The organism is Microcystis sp. BLCC-F210, from assembly GCF_042134685.1.
GTDB classification, from domain to species: domain Bacteria; phylum Cyanobacteriota; class Cyanobacteriia; order Cyanobacteriales; family Microcystaceae; genus Microcystis; species Microcystis aeruginosa_D.
This window is the reverse complement of the sequence record NZ_CP169647.1, coordinates 4712318-4736248: the sequence shown is the minus strand read 5'-3', so window position 1 is coordinate 4736248 and position 23931 is coordinate 4712318. Positions and strand designations below refer to the sequence as shown.

19 protein-coding genes, 1 tRNA gene and 5 pseudogenes are annotated in these 23931 nt (G+C 41.5%); 10 read left to right on the top strand and 15 right to left on the bottom strand.

The genetic code is table 11. The features are described 5' to 3' along the window. Window positions 1-2: 2 nt before the first annotated feature. The 4 genes from ACE3JL_RS23080 to ACE3JL_RS23065 all read right to left on the bottom strand — a co-directional run bounded on the left by ACE3JL_RS23080 (window position 3) and on the right by ACE3JL_RS23065 (window position 5198). Window positions 3-893, bottom strand: a complete 891-nt coding sequence (locus ACE3JL_RS23080; protein ID WP_375328481.1) for a hypothetical protein — start codon at window positions 891-893, stop codon at window positions 3-5. Window positions 894-1155: 262 nt separating this feature from the next. After that, window positions 1156-2520 (bottom strand): DUF3370 domain-containing protein, encoded by a 1365-nt coding sequence (locus ACE3JL_RS23075; protein ID WP_375328480.1) that lies wholly within the window; start codon window positions 2518-2520, stop codon window positions 1156-1158. Window positions 2521-2767: 247 nt separating this feature from the next. Beyond that, window positions 2768-3217: a YlqD family protein gene (locus ACE3JL_RS23070; protein ID WP_271988586.1), complete on the bottom strand. Its 450-nt coding sequence runs from the start codon at window positions 3215-3217 to the stop codon at window positions 2768-2770. A 61-nt stretch (window positions 3218-3278) separates the two neighbouring features. After that, on the bottom strand, window positions 3279-5198 hold the full coding sequence (locus ACE3JL_RS23065; protein WP_375328479.1) for a long-chain fatty acid--CoA ligase: 1920 nt from the start codon (window positions 5196-5198) through the stop codon (window positions 3279-3281). Window positions 5199-5482: 284 nt separating this feature from the next. On the opposite strand from ACE3JL_RS23065, the gene ACE3JL_RS23060 reads away from it, so the two are divergent. Then, the gene (locus tag ACE3JL_RS23060) at window positions 5483-6043 is read left to right on the top strand and encodes a Uma2 family endonuclease (protein ID WP_375328478.1); all 561 of its coding nucleotides are present in this window, start codon (window positions 5483-5485) and stop codon (window positions 6041-6043) included. A 51-nt stretch (window positions 6044-6094) separates the two neighbouring features. Here ACE3JL_RS23060 and ACE3JL_RS23055 read toward each other — a convergent pair whose 3' ends face one another. From ACE3JL_RS23055 to ACE3JL_RS23045, 3 genes are all read right to left on the bottom strand, one after another. Next, window positions 6095-6328, bottom strand: a complete 234-nt coding sequence (locus ACE3JL_RS23055) for a hypothetical protein (RefSeq protein WP_193959311.1) — start codon at window positions 6326-6328, stop codon at window positions 6095-6097. Window positions 6329-6407: 79 nt separating this feature from the next. Continuing rightward, a complete protein-coding gene (locus tag ACE3JL_RS23050) occupies window positions 6408-7049 on the bottom strand; it encodes a hypothetical protein (protein WP_375328477.1) in 642 nt (213 codons plus the stop codon). 6 nt (window positions 7050-7055) lie between these two features. Further along, a complete protein-coding gene (locus tag ACE3JL_RS23045) occupies window positions 7056-7511 on the bottom strand; it encodes a hypothetical protein (RefSeq protein ID WP_375328476.1) in 456 nt (151 codons plus the stop codon). A gap of 200 nt (window positions 7512-7711) precedes the next feature. Between ACE3JL_RS23045 and ACE3JL_RS23040 the strand changes: the two are divergent. Next, window positions 7712-8849: pseudogene (locus ACE3JL_RS23040) on the top strand (IS630 family transposase). Window positions 8850-8955: 106 nt separating this feature from the next. On the opposite strand, the pseudogene ACE3JL_RS23035 reads toward ACE3JL_RS23040, so the two are convergent. From ACE3JL_RS23035 to ACE3JL_RS23025, 3 pseudogenes are all read right to left on the bottom strand, one after another. Further along, window positions 8956-9814: pseudogene (locus tag ACE3JL_RS23035) on the bottom strand (methyl-accepting chemotaxis protein); the annotation flags it as partial. A gap of 100 nt (window positions 9815-9914) precedes the next feature. Further along, window positions 9915-10574: pseudogene (locus ACE3JL_RS23030) on the bottom strand (hypothetical protein); the annotation flags it as partial. Between the two features lie 28 nt (window positions 10575-10602). After that, window positions 10603-11817 (bottom strand): annotated as a pseudogene (locus ACE3JL_RS23025) (ISL3 family transposase). Window positions 11818-12018: 201 nt separating this feature from the next. Here ACE3JL_RS23025 and ACE3JL_RS23020 point away from each other — a divergent pair. Together ACE3JL_RS23020 and ACE3JL_RS23015 are read left to right on the top strand one after the other, a co-directional pair. After that, window positions 12019-12378, top strand: coding sequence for a zinc-ribbon domain-containing protein (locus tag ACE3JL_RS23020; RefSeq protein WP_375328475.1), 360 nt, complete (start codon window positions 12019-12021; stop codon window positions 12376-12378). Between the two features lie 15 nt (window positions 12379-12393). Continuing rightward, on the top strand, window positions 12394-12858 hold the full coding sequence (locus tag ACE3JL_RS23015; protein ID WP_375328474.1) for a hypothetical protein: 465 nt from the start codon (window positions 12394-12396) through the stop codon (window positions 12856-12858). A gap of 169 nt (window positions 12859-13027) precedes the next feature. Here ACE3JL_RS23015 and ACE3JL_RS23010 read toward each other — a convergent pair. Beyond that, window positions 13028-13300, bottom strand: a pseudogene (locus tag ACE3JL_RS23010) (transposase); the annotation flags it as partial. 329 nt (window positions 13301-13629) lie between these two features. Between ACE3JL_RS23010 and ACE3JL_RS23005 the strand changes: the two are divergent. Then, window positions 13630-14790, top strand: a complete 1161-nt coding sequence (locus ACE3JL_RS23005) for a 2,3-diketo-5-methylthiopentyl-1-phosphate enolase (RefSeq protein WP_375328473.1) — start codon at window positions 13630-13632, stop codon at window positions 14788-14790. A 55-nt stretch (window positions 14791-14845) separates the two neighbouring features. On the opposite strand, the gene serS is transcribed toward ACE3JL_RS23005, so the two are convergent. Next, the gene (gene serS, locus ACE3JL_RS23000; protein ID WP_375328472.1) at window positions 14846-16129 is read right to left on the bottom strand and encodes a serine--tRNA ligase; all 1284 of its coding nucleotides are present in this window, start codon (window positions 16127-16129) and stop codon (window positions 14846-14848) included. Window positions 16130-16482: 353 nt separating this feature from the next. Here serS and ACE3JL_RS22995 point away from each other — a divergent pair, with 353 nt between their 5' ends. Together ACE3JL_RS22995 and ACE3JL_RS22990 are read left to right on the top strand one after the other, a co-directional pair. Further along, window positions 16483-17085: a M23 family metallopeptidase gene (locus tag ACE3JL_RS22995; protein ID WP_271991879.1), complete on the top strand. Its 603-nt coding sequence runs from the start codon at window positions 16483-16485 to the stop codon at window positions 17083-17085. A 126-nt stretch (window positions 17086-17211) separates the two neighbouring features. Continuing rightward, window positions 17212-18174: a glycosyltransferase family 9 protein gene (locus ACE3JL_RS22990; RefSeq protein WP_375328471.1), complete on the top strand. Its 963-nt coding sequence runs from the start codon at window positions 17212-17214 to the stop codon at window positions 18172-18174. Window positions 18175-18236: 62 nt separating this feature from the next. On the opposite strand, the gene ACE3JL_RS22985 is transcribed toward ACE3JL_RS22990, so the two are convergent. Beyond that, window positions 18237-18746, bottom strand: coding sequence for a DUF177 domain-containing protein (locus tag ACE3JL_RS22985; protein WP_271991877.1), 510 nt, complete (start codon window positions 18744-18746; stop codon window positions 18237-18239). A 299-nt stretch (window positions 18747-19045) separates the two neighbouring features. On the opposite strand from ACE3JL_RS22985, the gene ACE3JL_RS22980 reads away from it, so the two are divergent. Further along, window positions 19046-20581 (top strand): TolC family protein, encoded by a 1536-nt coding sequence (locus ACE3JL_RS22980; protein ID WP_271991876.1) that lies wholly within the window; start codon window positions 19046-19048, stop codon window positions 20579-20581. Between the two features lie 151 nt (window positions 20582-20732). Here the strand turns inward: ACE3JL_RS22980 and ACE3JL_RS22975 are convergent. After that, window positions 20733-20813, bottom strand: a tRNA-Leu gene (locus ACE3JL_RS22975). 73 nt (window positions 20814-20886) lie between these two features. Here ACE3JL_RS22975 and lgt point away from each other — a divergent pair. Continuing rightward, window positions 20887-21738: a prolipoprotein diacylglyceryl transferase gene (gene lgt / locus ACE3JL_RS22970; protein ID WP_271991875.1), complete on the top strand. Its 852-nt coding sequence runs from the start codon at window positions 20887-20889 to the stop codon at window positions 21736-21738. Window positions 21739-21750: 12 nt separating this feature from the next. After that, window positions 21751-22701, top strand: a complete 951-nt coding sequence (locus ACE3JL_RS22965; RefSeq protein WP_271991874.1) for a branched-chain amino acid ABC transporter permease — start codon at window positions 21751-21753, stop codon at window positions 22699-22701. A gap of 6 nt (window positions 22702-22707) precedes the next feature. Here the strand turns inward: ACE3JL_RS22965 and ACE3JL_RS22960 are convergent, their stop codons facing one another. Further along, on the bottom strand, window positions 22708-23706 hold the full coding sequence (locus ACE3JL_RS22960; RefSeq protein ID WP_271991883.1) for a Gfo/Idh/MocA family protein: 999 nt from the start codon (window positions 23704-23706) through the stop codon (window positions 22708-22710). Window positions 23707-23931 lie beyond the last annotated feature (225 nt).

Below are 23931 nucleotides of genomic sequence, written 5' to 3'. Positions count from 1 at the left end.
TGCTATTTTTTATTGTTTTTATTTTCAGATAAATAGCCATTTTTCAGTAGAAAAGCTCTCAGAGCAGTGGGAAAGTCTGGATATTTTCCGATCACTGTATTTTCGCCATGGATATCGAGACCCCAATCGGAGTTTTTATCGTAATTAGTAAGAAGAAATTGCCAAGCTTCTTCGTATTCTCCTAGGAGAATTTTCTGTGCCACATAACCCGCCAAAATGCCATTAACTTCAGCTTTTTCTTTTTTAGCTAACTGAAAAGCTTTCAGCATTGCTGCTAAAGTTTTCCTTAATTCTTGGGGATATTTTCTAGTGACATCTGCTAATTTACCCTGTTGAAAAGTATAAATTCTCGAGGGAGGAAAAGAGGCGGCGTAGGAACTAAAAGCATATAAAAAAGCATTATCAACGGTGACAAATTCATAATTATTATCTCCATCTAAATCTTCAAAGGAACCACCACTACCATCTAAAAACCCCGTTTCTTCTCTAATAAATTTATCTTTTTGCCAAGTATAAATTACCAAAGATGTGCAGCAGTGAGCGCCGCCGCTATAGGTGGAGATGATAATCTCATCGATGCCATTATTATCTAAATCTCTTAATTCCACATAGCCAGATCCAAAGGCACTATACTCGCTATTTTGCTGATAAAGTTGCTCGTTATAAAAGATTTGATAAGAAACATTATTAATATCAGAATTGTCATCAATTTTCTCGTTTATGTCGATGGGGTGATAGCTAACTTGTACCTTAATTTTCCCCGATTTAATCACTTGATTTCTTAGGGGTTGACTGGTATCAAAATCGAGTTTAGTCACGGCTAAACTCGCGGCCGCATTGCCCAACAATTGAGATAATAAGCAGCAAATAAAGCAAGTTTTGCTAATATCCATCGGCTAATTCCCAGAGAGAGATTAATATCAGTGTAAGTAGCTGGTTATAATTAAATTAAAAATGGATTTTAGGTTCGATCCCCCCTAGCCCCCCTTGATAAGGGGGGAAGCCGAAGGCGGGGGGATCCCCCTTATTAAGGGGGGAAGCCGAAGGCGGGGGGATCCCCCTTATTAAGGGGGCATCTGAAAGTTTTTAATACCCACCTACTTATCTTACTTATTTTTACCGACAATCAGCCGTTAACTGTTCGAGAAACCCCATCTATTCCAAAGTTTTAACGCTCAAAACTTGGGGGGGGGTGGCATCGGGGGGATAGAGAAAATCGAGATTAACGTCGCGTCGGGCGCCGGGGGGAAGTTCTATCTGTACTAAAGCTTCTCCCTGTTGTCCTTCCCGTTGAACGAGATGGAAAAAACGTTCCTCGGTGCGTCCCATTGCGTTACGATAGGTAACGCGCACGGCCCCCCGGAAAAATACCTGTCCCTGGACGGGTTCAACAAATAGCAAGCGATCGAGATAATTGTCTTCTTTAATTGGGGTTTGAATAGTCAAAGCCACCACCTGGGTTTTGCTAGTGTTGTTATACAGAGGTAAAGTCAGATAGTAGTGAACACCGTAGTTACCGTGGGCTTTGAAAGCCGTATCGGGATAACGCACTAACATGGGGGCGCTTTGAATTTGTCTGGTTCCGAAAGTAGCTGCTGTCACCGTACTTAAAGGATAGGCAAAAGCTTGACCGGGTTGAGGAATGGTGAGATTAATTCCCCCTTTGGGATCAACAATGCGGGTTGCCCATTCCGAACCCACAGAAATTCCAGCCACGCGACCATAAAAATTTCTTCTTCCGGGAGACCATTGATCGGGGGGAGTGGGGGGAAAATCGCGAGGAGCGGCTAAATCACCTCTAACTAATAGGGTACGCCATTCCTCTAGGGTAGGGGGACGAAAGCTTTCTATTTCCCGATCTTCGATTTTGACTTTTTGGGGAACTTCGTAGAGGGCTAAATTAGCCATATAGATAGGGCCATCGCTGTAGAGACGCAGCAGAGTCGAGCGAGCGCTGCTTCTGGGGATAACTAGATCGAAGAGCATCCGACTTTCGCCGGGAGGAATGACGATCTGGGTGGGAAATTGGCTATCATGGCGACGACGAATGATATCGCCGGCTAAACGGGAACCAGGACCGGAAAAAACCCTGCCATTGGGATCTTCCACCAGAGAGGGTAAATCGACAAAAGGAGCATCGGCCGAGGTGACGTAACTGACTCCTTGCAGGATGCGGATAACGAGGTTTTTGGAGGTGGGATTAGTAACGATCAGTCCTTGGTGTAGATCGCGAATGGGATCGGTTTGACGGGCGATGTGGTGGGTGAAAACGTCAAAACGTCCTTGTAGGGGGTGATTGAGATGAGCTATGGGATAACGTTTTCCTTTACCGGGGAAAGTAGAAAGGAGAATTCCTTCTTTTTCTACGATTTCGGGACTATTGCTATTAAAAACTAGAACGTCATTCAGTTGACCGGGCAACTGACGCACTTCCTGATATTGGGTGATGAATTTCCTCTCTATCTGGGGCAGAACCGAGGCGGACTGAGCTAAAAGAATAGTGGGTAAGAAAGAAAGCATAGAGATTCTATATCTATAGGATCTAATTAAGGGTGAGTCGATGGAGAGATGAAGTTATAGAACAATATAAGCGAGTTTGTCCTAGCGATCGATAAGGAATCTTAATATATTTTTCAGGTCTGATCAAGTCCTGTCAGGGGTGATGTGAGCTGGGGATGGTTTTCTCGGTTAGCAAGGGATAAAAACCCCTGCTATTGCCGATTTTAACGGTTAAGTTGACAGTGAAGGGTAACTGCTCACCCTAACTTTAAATTTCGCCGCGAATCTCTTCGACGATGCCATCTCTAAGAAGGAGTTCTACATTCATTTTGGCCACTAAGTTATCGCCTTTTTCGACGCGGAAAAAGCTTTCTAGTTGTGCTTGGGCGACTTCTTGATTGAGTTCCAAGAGTTGTACCTGTTGCAATTGTTGCAGATACTGGTTTTTTTGTTCGAGAAACTCACTTTTCTGTTGATTGACTTGGATTTGAATATTATCAATCTGTTGGGCAGCCGCAGGGGGTAAGGGGATCAGACTCTGACGCTGAATTTCTGCGATCGCTCTTTGGCCTTGGCTTTCTAATTGTTGAATTTGTGCATCAATTTGCACCATTTGTGCTTGTAATTGCTGTTGTGCTTCTTCTTTCCAGCGCGGGGTCACGATTACTTTAATTGTCACCGGGCGCTTCAGTAATAAACTGGTTTGTGCGTCATCCATGATTTGCTTATCCTAAAAAGGTCTTTTTGTCAAGGGTTTGGAGAATATTTGCCAGAAATATTTACTTGGCAAACATCTCGTTAATCATATCGCGATAGCGTTGCGTTACTACCGGCCGTTTAATCTTTAAAGTTTGGGTCATCATGCCGTTTTCTAGGGAAAAAGGCTCTAAAATTAACTCGAAGGTTTTAATCTGGTCATCGGTACGATAACTGGGCCGATTTCTGACCTCGCGCTTTAATTCTTGTTGGTAGAGTTCTAAGACTTTTTTGCTGTAGAGATCGCTAGAAAGAATCGTTGAGCGATCGCTGTGAAGATCGGGTAAATTTAAGGATAGTTTCTGTTCTTGGGCCCAATTAGCCAGTATATCAAGATTAGGCACGATCAAAGCCCCCAAAGCTTTTTGATCCTGTCCCACTAGCATGATTTGGGAGATAAAGGGACTGCGTAAACAAGCATCTTCAATCGGTTGCGGTTCGATATTTTCACCATTGCTCAAAACAATTGTATCTTTGGCCCGTCCGGTTAAAACTAAATCCCCAGCAGCGGTTAACCAACCAATATCACCGCTATCAAACCAACCATCGGGAGAAATCGCTTTTTCGGTTGCTTCGGGTTTTTTATAGTATCCCTGCATCACCTGCGGACCACGAATCAAAACTAAACCGTGTTTTTCTGTGGGTAAGACTTCTTTGCTCTGTAAATCGACAATACAGATTTCTGTCTGAAAGACGGGACGACCGGCAGACCCGCGCAGGTTATGATCGATACGACGGACGGTAGCGACGGGAGAAGTTTCTGTCAGTCCATAACCAACTAAAATCGGGATTCCCGCAATCTCATAGAAAGTATCTAGATGTCTAGCTAAGGAACCACCACCACTAACGAAGATTTTAACTTTATTTCCCACTGCTTGGCGAATTTTGCCATAAACTAGCTTGTCACCGATGGCATGGAGGGGATAGAGTAAGAGAGATTGAATTCTTGCTTTGAGTCTTTCTGTGGGGGAAGCGTGAAGGTGATCTAGACTGAGATTATCAGCGATGCGTTTAGCAATAACGTACTTTTCTGACTTTTCTAGAAAAAATTGCACCAATTTCTGTTTTTTAGCCGGTTGTTGACTAAATTGTTTTTGGATACCTTCGTAAAGAGATTCCCAAAGACGGGGAACTCCCACCATTAATTGGGGACTAAATTGCTTTAAATCGTTCTTAAAAGTGCGAATACTGGTATAAATCTGGGTGCAACCTTGAGCTAAACTGAAATACTCACAACTGCGCTCGTAGGAATGCCATGAAGGTAGTATGCTTAGAACTCGATCCCCAGGATCCGGTTGAAAGATAGCATTTAAGTTGCGTACCTGATGGAGTAGATTACCGTGACTTAACATCACCCCTTTGGGTTGTCCCGTCGTCCCCGATGTGTAGATGAGGGTAGCCAGATCATTTTCGCCCTTGGTGATGGGTTTAAGGGTGTTCTCAGCCCCGATCGCCATTAGTTGCTTGAAATTTAAGGTCTGCACGGAAATCGCCCCAGTAGCGGGGTCTTCGTCGGTGAGCAGCACGATTAATTTTAGGGGCAATTCAGGGATTTTCGCCAGCAATTTGCCTAAAGTTTTCTTATTTTCGACAATCAGCGTCTGACTGTCACTATCAGCGAGAATATAGGCTAATTCCTCGGCATCTGCTTGAGCAGATCGTACCGCATTGGCGGCCCCGGCTGCCATGGAACCTTGGTCGGCAATAAACCACCGGGGACTATTATCGGCAAATAAAGCGACATTTTCGGTTTCTGTGACTCCTAATGCTTGCAAAGCGGCGGCAAATTGCTGAATTTGTTGATAAAGTTCCCGATAGGTGAGAATTACTTCCGGTTTACTGTGGGGATCGTGCAGGGCGATAATATTGGGGAAACGTTGGGCAACTATTGACCAAACTTCGGGTAAAGATTGAATATTTGAATAGTCAATTAGGGTTGTCATAGCAGTAGTTATAGGGGGTTACAAGAGTAATAGCATATAGATTAACCATTCGAGGCTCTTTTTGCTGGTTCTCCTAGACAGTATTTCAACAGGTATCTGTCCTGCAAAGTTGATTTCCTAGTTGAGACTCGGAGAGAGGAGACTTTTCAGTTATCGGTGAACAGTAATCAGGGAATGCTACTATTACTTAATACTGCTTACTGATTACGGAAAAGGCTAACGGCTTAGATGTATAATTAATTTTGCTTAGGTACTTAATATAGTTGTGGTTAGGAGAAAAAAAGATGATTGCTTTATCTAACTATAATAATCTCACTCCAGAAGAATATCTTCAGTTTGAAGAAACCAGTCCCATTAAACATGAATATATCGATGGACAAGTTTACGCCATGGCAGGGACGACGGATACTCATAATATTGTTGCGGGGAATATGTACACAATTATTCGTAATCATTTGCGGGGTTCCGATTGTCGGGTTTATTTTGCCGATGTGAAAGTCAGATTAGAGAAACGCAATCACTTTTATTATCCTGATATTCTTGTCACCTGTGATGACAGAGATAGGGAAACTGCTACCTACAAAAGTTTTCCTAAATTGATTATCGAAGTTCTCTCCGATTCCACAGAAGCTTTTGACAGGGGGGATAAATTTAATGATTATCAAACTCTAGAAAGTTTAGAGGAATATGTCTTAGTCAATAGTAAACACCAACGAGTAGAAACTTTTCGACGGGGTGAACAGGGTTTATGGATTCTGCAAACCTATCAGGAAGAAAGTTTTAGTTTACAGAGTATTAATCTGACGGCATCTTTTCGGGATTTATACGAGGATGTCACCCTATAGGGAATGAAAAATAATTAAGGTACAACCTCAAAAGGTTGATTTCCATCCCGTTTAGTCTTTATCATCTAAAATATTTGTAAAAACTTCTTCTACTCGCTCAGATAAATCTGATGGCTGAAAATAAACTCGTCCAACTCGTCCTTTTAATTTTTGGTCTAGAGTTTCTGGAGTGGAAGAATTGGAAGATTGATTAGATAGAATGGTCAATCTCACTCGCTGACCTGCTAATTTAGCACTATGCTGTAAAATTTCTTCCCAAGTCCCCTCTAAAGTGTTTTGTTCCATAGATATTGATTTGAATTTCGTTCTTTCCTCAGTGTAACAAGCAAAAGATAAAAAAACAAATTTCTAGAATTTTTTTGTCTTATTGTTTTCTACCGGGGGGAATAAAACGGATTTCAATTCTGCGTCTGCTTGCATCTGCGTCACGATTAACCGCAGCTAATTTACCCGATGGGAGGTATAACTGTCCTGCGGAAAAAGCTCGAAATTTGACGTTTTTGAGTTTACCTGTGCTTTCGATTTCTTGCACTACTGCTAAAGCGCGCATTAATCCTAAATCAGTGTTAGAACCGGGTACTAGCATTTTAACAGATTGTTTTCTGCTGGCAACCGATTCGATATTTTTATCGAGATTACTTGTCTGTTGTATTCCCTGTCCATCGGTGTGTCCAATTACTTGAATAAAGTCGATTTCTCTGTCTTTGGTAATGGTTTCGATAGCGGGAATAATGCGCTGACGAATATAGGTTTTTAAAGCGGGGTTTAATTCAGCACTTCCCGACTGAAATTTGAATTTTCCTGATTTTTCATCGATAACTATCGGGGTTGCTGTTTGCAGTTTTCGGTTAGCTTCCTCCAGTTTGCTGATGAGATTATAGGACTGAAAAAGTGCCAAGAGGAGAAATAAACTCAGAATCATGAAAGCATTGGACATTAAATCGGTAAATGTGGGATAAACATCCACCAATTTATCTTCATCTCGGTAGTAGGTGCGTCTAGACATAATTGCTTAGAATGGTTTTTTGATACTATCAGATACTTGATTGATTTCTTTTTCCATCTCAGATAAAAAAGAATTTTTCTGTTGATTGCTAAGGTTGACAATTTGGGTTAAGATGGCTTGTATATCTCTGAGATAACTGACTGTTTGCTGACTTTTATCAGCAATAATTTCTCCTTGATAATTATTACGGCCAACTTCTTGAGAAATTAATCGACTTAACCGATCAGCTAAAACAGTTAATTGGACTGAATTATTGTTAATATTGTGAGTAGTTTCTAATAAGTTATTTTGGATTGACTGAAGAGAAATAAGTAGTTGTTCAGTCCTTTCATTGAGAACAATATTTAAATTTTGACTTTCTTTATGAATTGATAGAGAAGACTGTCCTAAATTTTTAATTTCCGCTTCTACGCTTACCAAGCTTTTGAAAGTATTATGAACACTATCTGTTGCTTGACTCATCAATTTAGTTAAACTGTCTATATGTTCCACTGTCAGAGATAACTTAGCATGAGTAGAATATAACTTTTCAGAAGTTGCGACTAAATTATCAGTAACTTGACTATTAACTAATTTATCAACTGTCGATTTAAAGTTACTAAGCTGTTCAGCATCTAAATAGCGTATAATAGAAACAGTAACCTATTCAAATATCAATAGCTATGCCAGCCCCTAATCACTTGAATTCCGAACAAAAAGAAAAGTTACAAAAAGCACTAAAAAAAGAAGAAAATCCTTACATTAGAGAAAGAGTTTTGATATTGTTGTTGTTAAATGACGGGAAAACTCAAGTCCAAATCTCCAAACTCATTGGGTGTTCACTGCGAACAGTCTCTTATTGGTGTATTCATGGAGATGCCAATAATTTAGATAGCTTGAAAGACAAGAGAATGGAGGAAAATTATCGAAAAGCGACGGATGAGTATATCAAAATATTGTTAGAGACAATTGACAAAGAGCCTCAAGAAATGGGGTATGAGTTTGGCCGATGGACAGCCAAAAGATTAGCCACTTAGCGTTCGACTGAGCTCACGCCGAAGTCTGACAGAACAGACAGGTATAGAATTAAGTAGTTCTCAAGTTACGAACATTTTAAAAAAAAAGAAGTATGTTTATATTTGGGCTAAATATAGTTTAGAAGATCGACAAGATCCTGAAAAAAGAAAAGAATTTAAACAAAAATTAGCCGAATACTTAAAAATAGCAAAAGAAGAGCCAAATAAGCTACAGGTATGGTTTTGGGACGAAAGTGGATTCAGTTTAAGAGTGATTAGAAGAAAAACATGGGGGAAAAAAAGCCAAAGAAAAAAAGTTAGCGGACAAAGAAGAAGTGGTCGAGTAAATGCGATGGGAGGAGTGAGATATTCCGATAAAAAAAGATTCGTAGAATTCATAAAAAAAGGAAATTCAGAAACTTTTTATGAAGTGGTAAAAGTTTTTTATACAGAAATCATAAAAGAATGGGTGGAAGCGGGAAATAAAGAGGAGGATTTTCGAGAGAAGGGTCCAAAGATTGTCCTGATTCTCGATAATGCTAGTATTCACAAAAAAACAGATGTTGTTGGTAAAATTGCTGAAAATATGCCCAACTTAATTTTAGAGTATTTACCCACCTATAGCCCAGATTTAAATATTATTGAATTGGTCTGGCACTCGGCAAAAGAATTTATCGCTCATCGACTTTTTAAATCAGTTGAAGAGTTAGAATCTCTTTTACATCAACTTTTAAATGAAGGAGGTTTAATTATTAAGTGGGATCGCAAGTTGAAAAACAAGGGTAATTCTGTTAACGCAATTTAAATTACGAACAGCTTAACGCAGTCATTCAGAGTTTGACTATATTTAACAAAGTTTTCGTGGTGAATTGCCTTATATAGTTTGTTGACATTTTCTTCAAAACTATTGGTAGAACTCTTAAAAGTTGATGCACCAGTAGATAAAGTTCCTGCGGTTTCAGTTAATCTATCACAAACTTGGGTGACTAATTTAGCAGTTTCCTGATTACCATCAGCAATTTTTTGAGCAACTTTTCCTAAAGAAGATTCTAATACTCTCGTCACATTCTTATGAAAGTTTTTAAGAAATTCCTCTTGTTTATCCACCATGCGATTAACCGCTTTATCCAGGCGACTATTCCCTTCTACAGTCGGCTGCAAGATGTTATCTAAATAGTCTTCTAGGGAACTAATTAGATTTACTTTAGCAAGGTTGGTATTAAAGATTAAGTTAATCACAGTCAGTAAAGAACTACAAGCTAAACCAATTAAGCTAGTGATAAAAGCAATTCCCATGCTTTCTAGGGGAGTTTTGAGCTTTTCTCCTAAACTTTGCAAATCGACATTATTAATATCGATAAGTGTGCTGATTCCCGTCAGATTGAGAGTAATTCCGAAGAAAGTTCCCAACAAACCAAAAGCGAGGAGGAGATTGGGTAACACTCTTACAAAATAATCCCATTTCTCGCAACTAAGAGATTTAGACATGAAAGTAAATTGTTCTTCATGGTATAAACCATCTACCAAAGCTGCGGTATTAACATCATCTAGTTGACTACTGGCTATCTTAAATCTGTTCTCTAGATTAGAGATAATTTTAGGTTGAACCCCGCGACTTTCTCCCCGAATTAAGCGCTTGACTTTTACAGTTGACTCTTGGAGATGTTTATAAAGAGCAATCCGGATTCTCACAGCTAAGACGGTGGGAACAATAACCAAGACTAGAGTTAAAAGAATCAGATAGGGAGGAAAAAGGTTAAGTAATGCCATGATAGTTATTGGATACCTCGAATTGTGGTTGATAGAGATAGTGGGGGGTGAATGTTTCCTCAGATAGCTGGGGAAACATCATTAAGATTCCTCAATTTTATCATTCATCAGTAGTGCTAACTTCTGCGGGTAAACTGGGTTGACTAATGTTATTATTTGTTCCCAGTAAAGTTTGTTGCTTTTGCTGTTGTCTTTCGAGTTTTTTCTGTTCAGCAGCACGTTTTTCTAGTTCCATTTTCAGTTGATTAACAAAACGGGTGATAATTCCTTCTTTTGCCTCCTGTTGAGCATTTCCATCTTGTCCAGCTACCTTATCTTTGTAGCGATAATTAGGGTGATGGTCAGGTAAATTTTTGACATTGTTGACAAAATAGCTGACGTTCTGGAAATAATCACCCTCGTTAGTAAATAATAGAGGAGGATTAGCCAAAATCTCATTTTTTGTCTGATTAAGCAGTATCTGTAAAGCATTAATCATGTCCTTACGAGATGCAAACTGTTCTAAAGCAAGTCGCCAATTATCGCTAATGTCGATGATGGACTTATTGTTAAATAAATCGCCTTCGATGACTAATTGATAAGTATCATCTTTTTCATCGTATTCTAGTAAACCGAGAGCAATTGCGGGATAGAAAATAAACTCTAATTCCTCAATTAATTTGGCAGGTGGTGGGATAATATCAGCAAAATCTATCCTGTAATTATTGTGTAAAATGCTTATTCTTTTTTGGTCTTGATAGATTTTTTGCAACCCAGATAAATGGCTCTTCGTTACCCTTTATGCTAAATCAACAGACAAGATGCCAAGATAACATACTTCTAACCCAAAAATTCCGAAAGTTTCTAAAGCCATAGGCTCTCCGTTTTATTAGTTTAAGTTTATTGTTGATTCCCTCGACCACCCCATTTGTTGTCCTTTGCTCGAAATAACTAATTATTTCTCCAAACCAGTTTCGGATTGTTTGACAACTCTTAGTAAAAACACTGGAGGATTTTGCCAACCATTCCGAGATGGATAGCATTCCCTCTGTCGGATTCTCTGAGGTTTCATAAATCTTTCTAAATTCTTCCTTTAATTCCTGCATCTTTTTCAAATTTGGAAAATTTTCTTTGATAGCTTCTAGTTTAATTTTTTGGGTTTCCGTTAAATCTTTTTCATTTTTTAACAAGCTATATTTACTTCGCTTTAAAACTTCTAGCTTTGCTTCTTTTTCCGCTTTCTGTTTTTTATTTTTCTGCGCTTCTACCGCTCTTTTTTCTGCTTTTCTTTGTTCGTCTAACTCTTGATTAATTTGTTTCATTACATGGAATCTATCGGCGACTACCTCGGCCGATGGCATCAATTCTTTCACCAAATTTTTATAGGGCAACCAAAGGTCTATGCTGACTTCTTCAATTTGCTCTAACACCTCTTTTCCCCACCCTGTAAGCGTTTCCCTCAATTCTTCTTGTGTTCGCTTCTCTAGAATAGCTATTAGTTTTCTCGTATCTAAATTTACTAAAACTGCACAGTAATTTTTTTGTCCTTTGACTAGAGCGATTTCGTCAATTCCTAGTCTTTTTAATTTCGATAGGTCTGTCTCTGTAATTTCTTCAGCTATGTCCTCTATCATTCTTTGAATCTCTTCTTCCGTTACGTCATTTCTTCGGCTAACATTTAAAATATCTCCTTCTTTTAATTGTTCGAGTATATTCTCGGCTAGTCTTTTCGTATAGGTTCGTTTCTTGGCGACAAAATCTAACTCTTCGCTAAAGGGTTTTCGACAATTATTGCACTTAAATTGACGACGATTAATTTGTAGGTACACTGGTTGTCCTGAGATTGGTAAATCTTTGACTAAATGTCGATGATTTTGGTGTAGTTTATCGCTCTCTAACCCACAACGAGGACAGACTGCTTTTTTATTTTTCGATTCGACTGGTCAAACTATACCGATATTTTCTAGGTGTAGATAGCCTTGAATAGAGGTTCCTTCTAGGTTCAAAAATTTGTCAAGTATCATAAGTAAAATACTCTGGTTTTTGGCTATTATATCAAATCTTAACTCGATTGTCTATCTTTTTGTATTAACCAGTTTGTGCCTTAAACCTTTTCCTGTATGGGTTTCAGCTATTTTTGGGCGTAGGCTCTCTCATCGAATTTTATTTTAAGTTAATTATTTGCATAACAATTCCCGAAGAGCCTCAATAATAAGATAAGTCCAATGATATCATCTAATTCTTTGACACCGAATCAAAATCGTTTTAAACAAATTAAAAGATTGGGTTATAACAATCCAACATTTGAGACAATTCCTACGACAATCACTTGTCAAAACTGTGGAAAGTCTTTAAGTTTAGAAGATAATTTTTGTTCCCGTTGTGGAACTAAAAAATCATTAAGTTCTGAGGAATCATTCGCTGAGATTATTGAGAGAAATTCTTTAATTTGGCTCTTCGGTTTGTCTTATGCAATGGACGGGGGTTATAAGGGATGGAACCCTTATATAGAAAGGCATTTGGCGATTTTTGTCAATTGTTTTTCATCTAGAGCGAACTCATCAATTAAGTCTTTTGCCAGATAAGGATTTAGTCAATTTATGCCCCCCTATCGAACCATACCAAGTAACGAAGAGCCTTTAATTTCAAATAAAAATAACATTGACATAAACAATAGCTCTGATAATTTTGGTTATAGTCTAGGTGTTTTTATTGATGAATTTGTAACTGAAGGATTGATTGATATAAAAACAATAGCAAAAAAAATACCAATTACCTTAATTCATTCTGAAACTCCTCTAAGACGATTAGATGAACCAATCTTTGAAGAAAGTCATTTAATTGCCAATAAGCAGATTTTTCCCGTACAAATTTGGTGGATGAAAGGCTCTCAAGGAAGACGGTATATGAAAGAACAAGTAATTGAAGTTCCTAATTATTATCCTGATGCTAGGTATAGAATTGGAATGCGAGTTAATTCTCTTAAAGTTCCCTATTTAGTGATAGAAGAAATCGGCAGTTCTATTTGTGTTGAATATAAATTAAGCAACTTGCTCGAAAACTGACTAACTTGGTCTATAAATACTATTATGGTGTTTCCCACTCTCATAAGATACACCCTATTGACAACACGGGTCTATCACTTAACTGTAGTTTAGACTAAAAAAGTCAGCCGAAAATAATCCAGCTTTATGAAAATAGCTGAAATCAAAAATCTTGAAGTACAAAGTAGAGTTAGGATGCTTTCTTTTGCGATTTTTTAGGGGGAGAATATCGTTTTTTTACAGTAGGATAGGTATTTCTTTTACTTCGTTTGCGACCTTTTTCCCAGCCAGGAGACTTTCCTCTGGTTTTGGGTGGTTGGGCAGGTGAATTAATCTCCACTAAAAGTGAAAATAGGGATTGTGCCACTCTTTCAGGAGTTAAATTTGTTTGTGGTTTTTGCCAGGGAAGATGATAATCTGTTACTAAATCTTTGGCTAACCAAAGTTGCCCAGTCATCAACGGCTTCGTATGTACTATGCCATTTTCTTCTAAAAAAGGGCGACAGTGAAAAATCTCCTATGCAATAGGCATTTCTGGTGGTCATGATGCTATCCATTAAGTCAAAGGTTGCATCTTTAGCATTACCTAACTTTTGGTATGTATCTTGGCGAAATCTGCTATATCTGTTATATTTGCTCATAGAGAGAAGATAAATTCACTTACATCTTTTATTTTCTCTCTATTTGGCTTCATTCTTGCCTTTTTTTCTGCTTCGGTTTTTCCTTTAGTCTAAACTACAGTCATAATTCATAATTTATAATTTATAATTCCCACTCCCTTTTTTACCTTTTATGACTATCATTGTCGATTATCGCTTTCCACCCGCTATTAATGCCGAAAAACAGGCAAAAACGATCGCTATCGGTCAAACCGCCGGCACTTGGAGCGAGCGCCACATTCATCGTCAAAAGCAGCTGCAACAACATCTAGGGGAAGTGGTGGAGATCAGGGAGGAAGCCGACGGTTATAAGGTGGCTAGGGTGCGTTTTCCCGAGATAAACGTTGAAAATGACATCGCCAGTCTTTTAACCATGATTTTCGGCAAATATTCCATGGCTGGAGTAGGAAAAGTGGTGGGGGTGTACCTACCCGAAAGCTACGGCACAAAAGCCAAGGTGGGAATCACCGGAATTAGGCAACGTTTGGGGGTTTATGATCGACCTCTAGTCATGGCAATTTTTAAACCCGCTTTAGGACTATCGGCCCAAGATCACGCCGATATCCTGCGGGAAGTGGCTTTTGCTGGCTTAGACGTGATTAAAGATGATGAAATCATGGCGGATCTTCCCGTGGCTACCACCCACGAGCGCCTAGATTGTTGTCGCCGGGTTTTGGAGGAAGTGCGGCAGCAAACCGGTAGAAATGTTCTCTATGCGGTCAATGTCACTGGAAAAGCGGACGAATTGCAGAGAAAAGCCCGTTTATTGGTGAAACATGGGGCTAATGCCCTGTTATTAAACGTTCTTACCTACGGTTTTTCCGTTTTAGAAGCTTTAGCTAGTGATCCAGCGATCGATGTTCCTATTTTCGCCCATCCTGCCTTTGCTGGAGCGATGTGTGCTGGTAGCGATACGGGATTAGCCTATTCTGTGGTTTTGGGGACGATGATGGCCCACGCAGGAGCCGATGCGGTGCTATATCCCGCCGCTTATGGTAGTTTACCCTTCGATCCCCAGGAGGAAGGCAAAATTCGCGATATTTTGCGCGATAGAAACGTTTTTCCAGTTCCCTCGGCCGGTATTCGTCCCGGTATTGTTCCCCAGGTACTTGGGGATTACGGACGTAATGTTATCCTCAATGCGGGAACCGGAATTATGGACCACCCATCGGGACCGGCCAGTGGTGTGAGGGCTTTTTTTGAAGCTTTAGGGAGAGTGGAAGCGGGTGAGTCTTTCGATCCCGCCAATTTGCCCGAAGGAGCCTTAAAACAGGCAATTCTAGAGTGGGGTTAAGATCAATTCTTTCAAATGCACTATAAAGACATTTTGTCAAGCATTTTTAGAAAATTTAACAAATAACTTCCCGTTTTAGATAGGGTTGCAGCACTTCCGGCACTTTTACTGTCCCGTCTGCCTGTTGATAATTTTCTAGGACAGCGGCCATAGTACGACCGATCGCTAATCCCGAACCGTTGAGAGTGTGGACAAAATTAGTGCCTTTTTGCCCTTTTTCTTTAAAGCGAATATTTGCCCGTCGTGCCTGAAAGTCTCTAAAATTAGAACAACTGGAAATTTCCCGATAGGTATTCGCCGAAGGTAGCCACACTTCTAAGTCATAACATTTGGCCGCCGAAAAACCCAAGTCACCGCTACACAATTCAATCACCCGATAGGGCAACTGTAAAGCTTGTAGGATTGCCTCTGCATTAGCAAGTAAACTTTCATGTTCCTGAGCAGAAGCGTCAGGATGGACGATTTTGACCATTTCCACCTTATTAAATTGATGCAAACGGATCAAACCCCTCGTGTCTTTGCCATAGCTGCCCGCTTCTCGACGAAAACAAGGGGTATAGGCACAGTGTTTGATCGGTAATTGCTCCGATGAGAGGATTTCGTCGCGATAAAGGTTAGTTACGGGTACTTCTGCCGTTGGTGCTAACCAAAGCTCATCATCTCGACATTTAAAGCTTTCTTCCGCAAATTTTGGCAGTTGTCCCGTGCCGCGCAGGGAGTCACTATTAATTAAAATTGGCGGTAAAACTTCTGTATAACCGGCGACAATATGGCGATCGAGCATAAAATTAATTAAAGCTCTTTCTAGGGCTGCCCCGAGGGCGATAAGATTAACAAAACGACTCTGGGCGATCTTTACTGCCCGTTCAAAGTCTAAAATGCCCAATTTTTCCCCAATTTCCCAGTGAGGCAAAATATTCGGGTTAGTGGGTTTATATTCCTCTCCCCAGCATTTGACTTCGACATTTTCCCGTTCATCCTTACCGATGGGAGTGGTTTCACTGGGTAAATTGGGTAAATCTAAGATTTTTTGGTCAATGGCCGCTTTAATCTCTTTTTCCTGCGGTTCTAATTGAGCTAGTTTACTTTTAATCTCGTTTCCTTCTGTTTTCATTGCCAAAATTTCGGGACTGTTGACATCGCTGCCACTTTTAACTTTTTGTCCCACCAGTTTACCGATTTCGTTACCCCGGGCCTGTAAACTGCTACGTTCTAACTCTAAAGCCTTCTGTTGTTGATTTAACTGGAGAATAGGGGCAATATCATAACTACCTCCCCGACTGTCTAAGCGTTTCTGTACTTCCTCTGGATTTTCTCTAATTTGCTTTAGGTCTAACATGGTAAGTGGGTGGGTGGAATTAAATATAAGATGAACGTAGGTTGGGCTTCGGCCGTGAGCTCAGGCTTCGACGGTGAGCTCAGCCGAACCGCCGAACGGTTGAAGCATGAAACCCAACGCCCGATCATGTTACGCTACCGCTAACCCATCCTACAAATAATTGTGCCTCCCTACTTACGAGTCAGTAAAAGGTAAAAATTAAGTAGGGGAGTCGGGGAATTGGCAGTCTGAGGGGAAATGTTGTCAATCCCTAACCAATGCTCAATAATAACTCAAAACTTAACTAAAATATCGGTTAAAAGCTGCCGGTAAAATTAGCGGTATATTGAATTGTGGTGTTTGGAGTAAGTCTCATGCTCAAGTATCTGCCTGTTAAATTACTGCGTTTTTTAGCGATTAGCTGTCTTGTCACGCTAATTTGTCTAGGATTTGACCGTTTACACCCCGTTAAAGCTAATCCCACCCTCATAGCTCAAAATGCTTGGGCCGGGGCCTCCTTCCCCGTGGAAAACTTTCAAACCTATACCTCTGGTTTCGGTTATCGTTCCTCTCCCATGGATGGCAGTCAACAATTTCATGCCGGGTTAGATCTGGCCGCACCCTTAGGCAGTTATATTCGCAATTGGTGGACTGGCAGAATCGTCGAATTATCCGATCATACAGGCTGTGGCACCATGATTAAGATGCAATCCGGTCAGTGGACGCATATTTATTGTCATCTCATGGGTTCGGTTCAATCCGATAGCCGCGGTACTTTTTTGATTGACAGGTCAGGGGGAATCGTCCTTACTCTCGGTCAGGATATACCGGCAGGGGCCCGCATGGCTAGAGTGGGAATGACAGGACGCACCACCGGACCACACTTGCACTGGGGACTGATGTACGGCAATCAATACGTTGACCCCGCTTTGGTTTTAAATGCTATGTACGGTTCTAATCCTTCGGGTAATAGTTAAGGGAAAAGGGGAATCAGAGAGTCTGCGATCGCATTCTGTGGAGAAAAAACATCGCTGCCCGGATTTAGTGAATAACGAGGGACACTGCTAAAATTAAGCTGATCGATTCAGGTATATCTAGATAAAATGCGAATATTAACCCTTGTACCGGGAGGAATTAGCAATCAACTGCTGTTTTTTCCCACTCTAGAAACCCTCCAGCAAACTTACCCCCAAAGCAGCATCGATGTTTTGGTCGAACCTAGAGCAAAGGCTGCCTATCGTCTCTGTCCCCAGGTTAGGGAAGTGCTTTTATTTGACTATCGAGATCAGTACGGATTAGCGGATTATTTAAATATTTTGGGAGTAATTCGGGACCGGGAGTACGAAATCGCCATTAGTCTCACCAATCGTCCTGCTATCAACCTTTTACTCTGGTTAAATGGTGTTCTTAACCGTATAGGCTATGAAAATAATGGCAGCTGGTTCTTATCGCAACAAGTCCCCCGGCCAACGGAAGGCTATCTAGCGGATAATTATCACGCACTGGTCAAAGGGTTAAAAATTGCCGCACCCTGTCCACCTTTAAAATTAACCTTAAATCGGGATGATATAGATTGGGCCCAAATGGAGCAGCAACGCCTCAACATCAAGGATAGCGGCTATATTCTCCTCTACGCCGGCGGTAGCGATCTCAGCATCAGCCAAGGACTGGAAACGCTTTATCCCCTAGAGAGTTGGCTAGAAATTATCCAAGGTATTCGCCATCAACAACCGGATTTGCCAATTGTCGCAATCCAGGGAGAACTGGATGAAGCTTGGGTTTTAGCCCTCAAAGCCATGGATAATAACTTAAAAGTGTCCAGAACGGCCGATATCGGTAAAATGGCCGCCATGATCGCCGGTGCTAATTTATTATTAGCTACCGAAAGTGTCCCTTTACAGTTAGCCGTGGCCGTGGGAACCTATAGCCTATCTCTGCTGGTTCCTTCGTTGTCTAAGAGAGTTTTACCGAGTGGGGGAGAGCTACATCGATATATTGAAGCTAATACGGGAAAAGTCGCTGATATTACCCCCGAAACTGTCCTGAAAAAGATTTGGGGCCGATAAATAATCGGGTTTCGATCGCTTTTCTCTGGGATCGAAACCCAAAAAAAAATCAGCATCAAAGCTCAATTTTGCGATTGAGATAACTGACTTTTCAAGGATTCTAGGGAGGCCCAACGACCATCGATGGCAGTCTTTTCCGGAAGAAGAAAATCGGGGGGTTGACAATTGGCTCCGCAGAGTTGACGGGGGGGTAAAGTTAGACATAACTGCTCGTATAACCACATTTGCGGGTCAAAATCCCCGTTAGGATCGAGGGTTTCCGAGAGGTCTTCGTAGGCTATTTCTCGCTCTAGAGGATAGGAACTATCGTAGTCTTTATTTTTGTCTAGCCAGATTAATTCGGAAGTGTTTAATTGCAGACGATGATTATATTGTTGTAAACAGCGATCGCAGGTTAAAGTGACAATGGTTTCCGCTTTCACCGATACTTCCAAAAAATTCCCCCCATGTCTAACCAGCAAGCTTCCCCGCACCGGTGTCAAGGTTTCTAGACCGGGGATCAAATCATCGATGATGATCACTCTTTGTCGATCAGGAGATTTGAGGAGGTGGGGGATAAAAATAGTTTCCATAGATAACTCCTGTATCATTTATCGGGGGTCAACTGCGTTAGCTAGGAATAACACACCGTAACTGCTCAGTGACAATCTTTCCTTTTTCAGCTTATCGCAGCCCCGACCTCTTAGGGCGACAGAAAACCTCAACCTCAGCCTAAGGGGTTGAGGTAGTTTATTGACATCGGATTTTAGCTGGTGCTTAAAAGACGGTGGCTTTCATGCTCCCGTGTTACTATCGGTAATTAGTAATCGGCCAACATAGTGGTGTGAGCTTGTTTACTTCTTATCGTTTACTGTTTACTTTCGAGATACTCATGTTGCTCTTGCGTTATGGTATTACCGTGAGTGCGGTGCTTGGGTTGATTTTCTTGGCTGAATCCTCGGTTAAGGCACAAACTCAGTCCGCAGCCGATTTATTGAAGAAAACCCGACCTACTGCCAATCCAGTTTCTCAATTACCCGCTCCCTCGGCGGCACCGGCAACCACGGAAGCGGATCCCAAAGCCCCTAATTATCTTAATCCTAGTGGCAATCCCCTAATTTTTCCTACCAAACCAGATGAAGTGAATATTAGGGTAGTACAACCGATCACCTTAAATCAGGCGATCGAATTAGCTTTAAAAAATAATCAGACCTTACAGACATCCCGGGTCGATTTAGAAATCGCTCGCGCCCAATTAAAGGAACAACAGGCGGCCTTATTACCCACGGCCCAAGCGGAAACCAGTCTCACTCAAGATCAATCGGCAGCCGCCCAAAGACAGAATAATTTGGCTCGTCAACAGGGAATCCCAGCACTTACACCGGAAGATAGTACCACCTTTCAGGGTAGTGTTCGGATTGTCTATGGGGTTTATACCGGGGGGGAACGGACAGCCCAGATCAAAAGGGCCGAAAAAGTCATCCGGCAAAGGGAATTAGAGGTGGAGCGAGTCTCGGAACAAACTCGTTTTGATGCCACTGATGCTTATTATGAATTACAGAGGGGTGATGCCCAAGTAGCGATCGCCCAAGCTGCGATCGAAGATGCTAGTCAAAGTTTACGGGATGCTCAATTATTGGAGCAAGCGGGACTAGGAACCCGATTTGCTGTCCTACAGGCGGAAGTTGACCTAGCCAACGCTAACCAAGACTTAACCCGGGCAATTTCTAACCAGCGTATTTCCCGACGGCGACTGGCACAGATATTGAGTGTCGGTCAGCACGTCGAGTTGACCGCTGCCGATGAGATTCGTGAGGCGGGAACTTGGGGCTTGAGTCTTGATGATAGTATCGTTTTAGCCTATAAAAATCGCGCAGAATTAGAACAACAACTCTTACAACGGGAAATCGGCCAACAGGATCGCTCGATCGCTGTTTCGGCGGTGATTCCCCAAGTGGACCTTTTGGGCGAGTATAATGTCCTCAATGACCTCAGTGATAATGCTGGTTTTGGCGATGGTTTTAGCGTCGGCGGCCGGATTCGTTGGACTTTCTTTGATGGTGGTCGTGCTTTTGCTCAGGCCCGTCAAGCGGAAAGAAGTATCGATCGCGCCGATACGGAATTCTCCCTCCGTCGCAATGAAATTCGCCTTCAGGTGGAGGAATCCTACTATAGTTTGATTTCTAACCAAGAAAACATTAAAACCTCGCAAAAAAGCATTGAATCAGCCACCGAAAGTCTGCGATTAGCCCGTTTACGCTTTCAGGCGGGTGTGGGAACCCAAACGGATGTAATTAATTCCCAACGGGATTTAACCGATGCTAGAAGTCGTTATCTACAGGCGATCGTCGATTACAATAGATCCTTAAATAGTCTCCAACGCTCGATTAGTAATTTACCAGATAATCGTTTGTTTGAAGCGCGTTAATTGTGCGATTTATCGAGGTGCGGTGTGGGGGAGATAGTTAAATCTCCCCTATTTTAAAGAGTTTGGATAGTTACACCAATTCCTCGAATTGGAATCTCAAAAAGGGAAATTAACAAGTCCCCCTTTTCGGTTGTTGCTCGTCAATACCAAATGCGGATGGAGGGACTCGAACCCACACATCAAAGACACTAGAACCTAAATCTAGCGCGTCTACCAATTCCGCCACATCCGCAAATATGTCACCGAATCTGATCATAGCATAAGATACTATAGGCAAGATAAAATTTTTTATTCTTAATAATTTCATGCTCTTAGGTTTTGTCTTTCAGTCTCCCGGCCCCGTCCTCTGGGAAATCGGTCCGATTTCGGTGCGCTGGTATGGATTTCTCATCGCTATGGCGGTATTGTTGGGTGTAACTCTCTCCCAGTACCTCGCCCAAAAAAGAGCGATCAATCCCGATTTAATCGCTGATTTGGCCATTTGGTTAGTAGTAGGGGCCATACCTGCAGCTCGTTTGTACTATGTTATTTTTCAGTGGCAAGAATACGCGCAAAATCCTGCTGATATTATCGCCATTTGGAAGGGAGGTATCGCTATTCACGGGGCAATTATCGGGGGTTTGCTGGCAGCCCTAATCTTTGCCCGCATTAATCGGGTTTCTCTTTGGCAATTACTCGATCTGGTGGCCCCTTCAGTTATTCTCGGTCAAGCGATTGGACGTTGGGGTAACTTTTTTAATTCGGAAGCTTTTGGCAGTCCGACTAATTTACCTTGGAAGTTGTTTATTCCTCCCGCTAGTCGTCCTTTAGAATATATCACCGTCAATTATTTTCACCCCACCTTTCTCTACGAATCTCTCTGGAATCTGGCAGTTTTTGCCCTACTCATCTATCTATTTTTCTGGGGTTTAAAACACCCCAGTAAATTAAAAATTGGCACCCTTACCCTAGTCTATTTTATCGCCTACAGTCTAGGTAGATTCTGGATCGAGGGACTACGCACCGATAGTTTAATGTTTGGTCCTCTGAAAATGGCACAAATAATTAGTTTAGCGGCGATCGCTGTCGGTCTTTTCGGTTTATTCTGGTTATATAAACTGCAGCGTCCTTTACCGGATGTGGTGGCGACCGTCAGTTATAATCAAAAGTTACCCTAGCTAACCCCGACCATGGATCTAGTAACAATTTTTCAACAGGTTTTAAACGGTTTATCGATCGGTAGTGTCTATGCTATTTTTGCCCTTGGTTACACTTTGATTTTTTCCATTTTAGGGATTATCAATTTTGCCCATGGCGCAATTTTTACCCTCGGTGCCTATTTTACCTACGCTCTCACGGGGGGAGTTTTCGGTTTTAATGGTTTATTAGCTAATGCCAAATTACCCTTTTCCCTGCCCTTTTTTTTAGCACTTTTGCTAGGCTGTATCCTTTCAGGTTTTACCTCGGTTCTTCTGGAAAGATTAGCCTTTAAACCCCTCCGGGTAAGGGGTTCCGATTCTCTCTTAACTTTGGTTTCTAGCCTAGGGGCAGCCGTGGTGATTGTTAATGTCATTCAATACTTATTCGGGGCAGAAATTTATACTTTTCCCGATAATATTTATGGTAATCTTCCCCCAGCAATTAATTTTGGTACAGCCGATCGCCCTGTGGCAATTCGCACAATTCAGATTATTATTTTTCTGGTTTCAGCAGTTATGGTGGCTTTACTAACTTATTGGGTTAATTTTACCAAAATGGGCAAAGCTTTACAAGCAGTGGCTGAAGATGTCACCACGGCCAGTTTGTTGGGGATCAATCCCGAAAAATTTATCGTGATTACCTTTTTTATTAGTGGTGCCTTGGCAGGTTTAGCAGGAACTTTAGTCGGTTCTAGTGTTAGTATTGCTGGCCCCTATTTCGGTATTGCTTTCGGATTAAAAGGTTTAGGAGTGATTGTTTTAGGGGGATTGGGAAGTATCCCCGGAGCGGTTATCGGTGGTTTGTTATTGGGTATTGCCGAAGCTTTTGTTCCAGCAGAATATTCCGGTTATCGAGAAGCGATCGCTTTTGCTATTCTTTTTATTATGTTGTTAGTTCGTCCCCAGGGTTTACTAGGTAGAAAGTTGATTCAAAAAGTCTAATTCGGTTTAATTAGCCCCGAGAAAAACTGTTTTTCCCGACAAGGAAGATTGATAGGCAGCGTAGGCCACTTCTAGGGCATAAAGACTGGCTTGGGGAGTAACATAAAGTGGAATCCGATCGAACAGATAATCTAACACCATGGCGGTATCTTTGGCAAAAAGACCGCGACGGGTTTCAACTTCTAAAACTTGGCTACCTTCACTATTAATTAACTGCCCTTTTTCCCCTTCAAAAATTAAGCTGCCCCCCTCACCATGAATAGTGAAAGTTCGCTCATTTTGCCAAAAAACTTCGCCTTTGCCGTAGGTAACTTCAGCAATTAAGCCATTTTTAAATAATAACTGCGCCTCACACAAACAGGCCAGAAAATAATCGGATTCCGGAGCATTCCAATAACGACAATGACAGGATACGGACTCCACTTCCCCAAATAAATTAGTAAAGCGATGGATACGAGAAAGGGCAGCAATCAAAGGAAAACCGAATAAATCCCGATGAAATGTCCAGCGCCGGGGTGCTGGTCTGCCGGGGACGATTGTGGTATAACGGGCTAGGTGGATATTGCCGAGGCTGGCTAAATACTGCTGTTGGGTTTGATGGAGTCCCCCCAACAGTTCAATATGTTCGACGTGCAGTAATTTGTTTTCGGTTTCGGCTAGGGTGATTAATTCTGCTGCCGCTGCCGGGTGGAAAGCCAGGGGATACTCGGCGATAACGTGCTTACCAGATTTTAAGGCAGTACGAGCGATCGAGGCATGGGCCTGATTAACGTTGGCAATGACAATCAGATCGAGATCAGGATGACTGGCCAGGCTTACTGCCGAATCTAGGGCAGAAATTTGGTATTTTTGCGAGAAATTAGCGATCGATTCGGGACTATTACCGCTAAAGTACAGAAGCTGGGTGCGATCATCGGCTTGCAAGCTTTCAGCGCGACGTTGAGCGGCGAACCCTGTGCCAACTATACCAATTTTTAGGGGACGATGAGAACTCATCAGGGGCATTCTGGCGACATTAATTATCGGGAAGTGAGAATTATGAATTATGAATTATGAATTATAAATTATGAATTATGGCTCTTCGGGACTTGGTATGGTTCGATATGGGAGCATAAATCGACTAAATTCTTATCTGGCAAGAGACTTAATTGATTAGTTCGCTCTAGATCAAAAATAATTGACAAAAATCACTAAACGCCTTTCTATATAAGGGTTCCATCCCTTATAAGC